This window comes from Aestuariivirga sp., assembly GCF_044238155.1.
GTDB lineage: Bacteria > Pseudomonadota > Alphaproteobacteria > Rhizobiales > Aestuariivirgaceae > Aestuariivirga.
The window spans coordinates 1-5296 of sequence record NZ_JBIIDX010000194.1 but is presented as its reverse complement, the minus strand read 5'-3'; the positions used below and the strand labels follow the sequence as shown (position 1 = coordinate 5296).

Annotated in this window: 6 protein-coding genes; 4 read left to right on the top strand and 2 right to left on the bottom strand. The window is 60.5% G+C overall.

Annotation, left to right across the window (positions count from 1 at the left end; genetic code table 11):
• The 4 genes from ACILRN_RS15600 to ACILRN_RS15585 form a co-directional block, all read left to right on the top strand.
• On the top strand, nt 1-213 hold a 213-nt coding region (locus ACILRN_RS15600), incomplete at its 5' end, for a thermonuclease family protein (RefSeq protein ID WP_395689846.1).
• A gap of 240 nt (nt 214-453) precedes the next feature.
• Nucleotides 454-999: an HD domain-containing protein gene (locus tag ACILRN_RS15595; protein WP_395689844.1), complete on the top strand. Its 546-nt coding sequence runs from the start codon at nt 454-456 to the stop codon at nt 997-999.
• Between the two features lie 470 nt (nt 1000-1469).
• The gene (locus ACILRN_RS15590; RefSeq protein WP_395689842.1) at nt 1470-2393 is read left to right on the top strand and encodes an HIT domain-containing protein; all 924 of its coding nucleotides are present in this window, start codon (nt 1470-1472) and stop codon (nt 2391-2393) included.
• Nucleotides 2394-2852: a hypothetical protein gene (locus tag ACILRN_RS15585; protein WP_395689840.1), complete on the top strand. Its 459-nt coding sequence runs from the start codon at nt 2394-2396 to the stop codon at nt 2850-2852.
• A 286-nt stretch (nt 2853-3138) separates the two neighbouring features.
• Here ACILRN_RS15585 and ACILRN_RS15580 read toward each other — a convergent pair whose 3' ends face one another.
• The gene (locus tag ACILRN_RS15580) at nt 3139-4614 is read right to left on the bottom strand and encodes a CapA family protein (RefSeq protein WP_395689838.1); all 1476 of its coding nucleotides are present in this window, start codon (nt 4612-4614) and stop codon (nt 3139-3141) included.
• 77 nt (nt 4615-4691) lie between these two features.
• Nucleotides 4692-5296, bottom strand: a 605-nt coding sequence (locus ACILRN_RS15575; RefSeq protein ID WP_395689836.1) for a ribonuclease H-like domain-containing protein, incomplete at its 5' end; no start/stop codon positions are given.

The following is a 5296-nucleotide window of genomic DNA, read 5'->3' as shown; positions in this document are numbered from 1 at the left end:
AAGGGGCGCGATCGCTACAAGCGCACCATTGCCGTCTGCTTCAAGGGTGGGACCAACCTCAATGCCTGGATTGTCGACCAGGGCTGGGCGGTTGCCTATCGGAAGTATGGAACCGATTACATCGCCCAGGAAGACGAGGCGCGGCTCAACCGCCGGGGGATGTGGGCCGGTTCATTCGAAATGCCCTGGGACTGGCGGGCGCGGAACAAATGAGCTGCAACGCCACCTCACGGGCCCGGGAGGCGCCCTCGGATGTGCTGGCGGCCATTGCAGGACGCCCTGCACCGTAAGGTGCGGAACAACTCGTGATTGCTTCCCTGATGCAAGACAGCCGCTTGGCAGGGTCTTGCATGTCGACCCGGATATCACTACTTTCTGGTCATCCCAAACAAACCACACCGCCAGGCTTGAGCCTGAGCGGCTCAGGTCGGGCTCCGGAAGAAGGAGATCCGAATGAACACTGTCACATCACTGGCGAGAGCCTACAGCCTTGCCGCGGCCTGGCATGCCCGGCAACGCCGGAAGGGCAAGGCCCGCGAGCCCTATGTGAACCATTTGGTCGAGGTCGCCCATCTGGTCACCGAAGCCACCGGAGGAGCGGACATCGATCTTGCCATCGCAGCGGTGCTGCATGACGCGATCGAGGATGCAGGGATCAAGGCAGCCGAGATCGAGGCCCTGTTCGGTCCTCAGGTGGCCGGGCTTGTCCTCGAGGTCACCGATGACAAGTCCCTGCCGCCATCCACCCGCAAGCAGCTCCAGGTGGAGACGACCCCTCACAAGTCACCGGGGGCCAAGATGATCAAGCTGGCCGACAAGACATCCAATCTCCGCTCAATCCGCCTTTCGCCGCCGCCATGGCCGCTGGAAAGAAAGCGCGCGTATCTGCGGTGGTCGCAGGCGGTGGTGGCCGGTGCACGGGGCGTCAATGCCGCTCTCGAAGATGCTTTTGACCTGGCGCACTCACAGCTCGAGGCCGTCCTTGTCGACAGGGCCTGAGGAGACGCCACCGCCACTCCCGGCCAGGAGAGCTACGGAGTGGCTGTTTGCTCCATCGGATTGCAGCCGGCGCCAATGCTCTGGAGCTTGAACTGCCACGCTGATTTGGATCGGTCATTCAGCAGGAGAGCAATAAACGCCGGTCCTCTGCCTTTTTATGCTCCCGGCCGTCAATATCGTCGGCCAAAATCGCGAAATAGTCTGCGAAGATCTGTTCGTTACCTTCAGCGGTCCAGTTAACGATCGGCATTAGTCCAGGCTAATTGGTTTATGGTCGTTTGTCACCTAGACCAAGTTTCAGCACGCTTACCTTCCTTGATATCGGTGGACCTGGTTCGAAAATTCTCTTTCCTCTGGATTCAGCGTCGTCAGTCGTACATTCTGAGAAGATGCCCTCAGACTTAACCTTCGCACAGCTGGAAGAGTACATCCGCCGATCCATGCGGATGTCACACATATATCAACCGGTCATGCTGAGAATTCTCCTCGAGAACGGCGGACATGCAGATACTGAGACAGTCGCCAAGGCACTGCTCAGCTATGACAGGTCTCAGGTGGAGTATTATGAAATCCGAACGAAGAATATGGTTGGCAAGGTACTCACTCAAAATGGGATCATCGAGCCGCTGAAGGACGGCAAGCGCATCTCAGGGTACAAGCTCAACATTGCTCCATTAAGCGAGGACGAGAGAGTGGCGCTTCTGCAGCTCTGCGACGCGCGGCTGGCCGAGTACCTTGATAAACGCGGTCAGGACATATGGGAGCATCGGATGCTGTCCGATGGTTACGTGCCCGGCTCCGTTCGGTATGAAGTTCTAAAGCGAGCGCGCTACCGTTGCGAGCTATGCGGCGCGCATGAAGCACAGGCTGCTATGCACGTCGACCATATTGTTCCGCGGGCACGTGGCGGGTCTGACGACGTCAGCAATTTCCAGGCGCTTTGCATCACTTGCAACACGAACAAGCGGGACAAGGACGATACGGACTTCCGAGGAGTGCTGGCATCCTACGAGGATCGGTCGGCAGGTTGCATCTTCTGTGACCGCGATCCAAGGCGCGTGATCGCCGAAAATGAACTATGTTACGCCATCCGGGACGCCTTTCCTGTTACGGCGCTACACACACTCGTCATCCCCAAGCGCCACGTTGCAGACTACTTCGATCTTTACCAACCCGAACTGAATGCGATCCATCGCATGTTGCAAGACCAGCGATCTGAAATCCTGAAGCAGGATGGTGCAGTGACTGGATTCAACGTCGGGATTAACTCCGGCAAGGATGCCGGTCAGACCATATTCCATGTGCATGTTCATCTCATCCCACGTCGCGAGGGCGATGTTGCAGAACCCCGGGGTGGCGTCCGCGGTGTTATTCCTTCGAAGCAGAAATACTGAATGTCGCGCGAGCTGTTCTCAGAGCGGGTTCCATTCTCGGCCTGGCCAAATCCGGCAGTTCCCGCAGTGGCCGCCGGCGTCTACGCCATCTGGAAAGGTGACGAGCTGATCTATTGCGGCATGTCCGGCCGTGAGATCGATGCGAAAGCAAGCGCACAACCCAAGAAATATGGGCTTGTGACCCGGCTCGCCAGTCACTGGAGCGGCAGGCTCTCAGGGGACCAGTTCTGCGTCTACGTGGCAAACAGGTTCGTGATACCCTCACTGACGCCAGAAGAGATGCCTCTGTTTGCATCAGGCGAACTGAACCTTGATGCCAGAACCAGAAGGTTCATCCACACGCACCTGGATTACGCCTATGCCCTAGTCCAGACATCGGCTGAGGCATATGCCTTGGAGCGGTCGGCGCGGAGGGGTGAGATCTTTGGGCGGAAGCCCTTTCTAAATCCGCTGGAGTGACGTCTGCAGACACTACCTTCGTTTACGCGGCGCTATGCCGCCATGGTTGTGTTGATCTAGTCGGGTAGCTGGAAAGCCGATATCACCTCGCGTAGAGATCCGGTCGGCAAACCGACTGAAATCACGCGCTCTTTTGATAGCGGACCGATCCGAATGAGGTCGTGCAGCATTACGCTTCCCATTCAACAAACGGAAACTGCCACCAGGCATCGTGCGGCCACCTCGCAAATCCTTCCCACAAAACGCCAGACGAGCCCCAACCGGCAGGGACGAGGACATCGCTCCATCAAGGCTGTTTGGAACTGCGCTTCGACGGCTGTTTCTTGCGGCCGGCCTCTTTCGAGACCGAAGTCTCCGTCTTCGGTTTGCCTTCAGTCTGTCCGCCCGCACCCTTCCCGATGACCGGAACAGGCTTGCAGACTTGTGCAGACCTCTCAAGTAAACTGGCAATACGGATGTCTGCCTTTTCCAGAGCCCGACAACGGTCTTCCAGTTCATCCCCATGGCGTTGGCCATCTTCGATGCAGGCCAGACCCGAGCCGGTCGAGGTTGCCGCAAGGAACAGGGGTTGCCCGCCATCGCTGCCCAGCCCGGCGCTCAGTCCATTCAGGATCTCGATCCTCCGCCTTGCCTCCGGCAAAGGGAACGGCCGGGTGATCTCCTGCATGTTCATGAGCGGCGTGAGCTCGACCGCCCGGAGCACCGGATCCCTGCCCGGCTCAACCCAGAGATAGACCCTGGCATGCAGGCCAAAGTCCCGGCACTCGTCATAACGGGCCATGTTCTGTGTTCCGGCATGCAGGAAATTGCCAAGGCCATAGAGGATCAGGGCGTTACCCCGCCGCTCGATCCCGGCGGCCACATGCGAGTGGTGACCGAAGACGATCGTTGCGCGCCCGCCATCGACCGCAGCCCGGAAGCGCACCCGGTTGGCGTCCGAGACGGTCGTGTCGAGCTCCTCGCCATAATGAACCGAGAGCACGCGGATCTGCGCGCCCGTGCCGACCAGGGACAGGCCGACCCGCTCGAAATCGATGGGCCTCGCCTGAAGCGGCTGCCCGGGCCCATCGGGCTCCGCGGGATTGACGCCCTTGCCGATCGCCGCGATGGCAACCCTCACGTCACCCAGCTGGAAGACATCACTGCGATAGCGCTCCTGCCCCACCCCGAGCCCGGCATGGGCCTTGAGGCCGTGCGCCCGGGCCAGCTCGAGATGGCGCAGTGTCTCGAGGATCCCTTCTCCCCCATAGTCGGCGGCATGATTGTTGGCCGTGGCCAGGACATTGATCCCGGCCCGGGCAGCTGCAAACACCCCTTCCGGGCTTGCCGCAAAGTTGAAGGACCTGTCGGCCGGGACAAGATCATTACGATCGGTGATCACGGTTTCCAGATTGGCAAAGGTGGCATCTGCCTCAAGGAGCGGTGCCAGCCCGGAGGTAAGCTCTGCCCATGGAATGATCTTCCCGTGCCGGATGGCGCCCGTGGCCGCAAGCGGCTGGTTGTTTCCGGAAAATCCGAGATCGCCCCCGAAACCCAGGACCACCAGACGCCCCTGCGGCGGGCGGACAGGACCGATGAACGGCCGCCCGTGAACATCCGCTCCGCCAGCCACGGGAAGACCCGCCCCCGACGGCGGGTCCGCCGGCCTCGCCAGCACAGGCAAGGAGCAGAAATGCCCCGCGAGGCAAATGACGAGGCTAACGACAAGGACCCCCGCCCCACAGGACCGGCCAGCCTTCCGAACACACTGTCCGGGCTTCATGCGGCCGCCCCTTGCCTTGCGGGAGGACTGCCGGGTTCCGGGCAAGAGGGTTGCATCCGATCCACCACCTGCAAGTCTCACGCTCCCGCATCGCTCGACTGGTACTGCTCCTCCGTCAGCCGCCCGCAGAAGCGCTCATGGGCAAGCCAGACCCTGTAGGTGTTGATCACGTCCTCCACGCAGTAGTCCGCAACCTCCTGGATCCGCCCCTCGGCATGAAGTCTTGCCACGTCGGACCCGTCAATGCCGCTCGCCTTGCCGGCAAAGCCCAGGGTCCGGCTGATCTCATGGAGCGTTGCCCTTGCGCTGCCATAGGACGCCAGCACGTCGCAGAGATCGACCGACTGCGTCGAATACCTGTTGAAGTAGGGAAGCGCCATGAGGCCTGGAGCGGCGATCCTGTGGACCATGGCCCGGTAGCGCAGCACCGGCAGGTCGAAGCCATTGCCGTTGAAGGTCACGAGTGTCGGCTGCAACTCCTCGATCCGGTTGACGAAGGCTTCGATCAGCCCGGCCTCGCTGCGCTGCCCGATGTGCGGCGCATCCTTGGAGATGACCTGTCCGTCGTCAGATAATTTGAGACGTTTGGGTGCGTGATCGAAGAGAGGATCTGGCGCATCTGGGTTTGATGTTATGCGGCCTTGCCGCGGTGTTGCAAGCGTCGGGTTTTGATGGTGTCGCG

Coding starts and splice junctions, on each gene's coding strand:
- ACILRN_RS15585 (WP_395689840.1), top strand. CDS start 2,394: ATGTCGCGCGAGCTGTTCTCAGAGCGGGTTCCATTCTCGGCCTGGCCA.
- ACILRN_RS15580 (WP_395689838.1), bottom strand. CDS start 4,614: ATGAAGCCCGGACAGTGTGTTCGGAAGGCTGGCCGGTCCTGTGGGGCG.
- ACILRN_RS15590 (WP_395689842.1), top strand. CDS start 1,470: ATGCTGAGAATTCTCCTCGAGAACGGCGGACATGCAGATACTGAGACA.
- ACILRN_RS15595 (WP_395689844.1), top strand. CDS start 454: ATGAACACTGTCACATCACTGGCGAGAGCCTACAGCCTTGCCGCGGCC.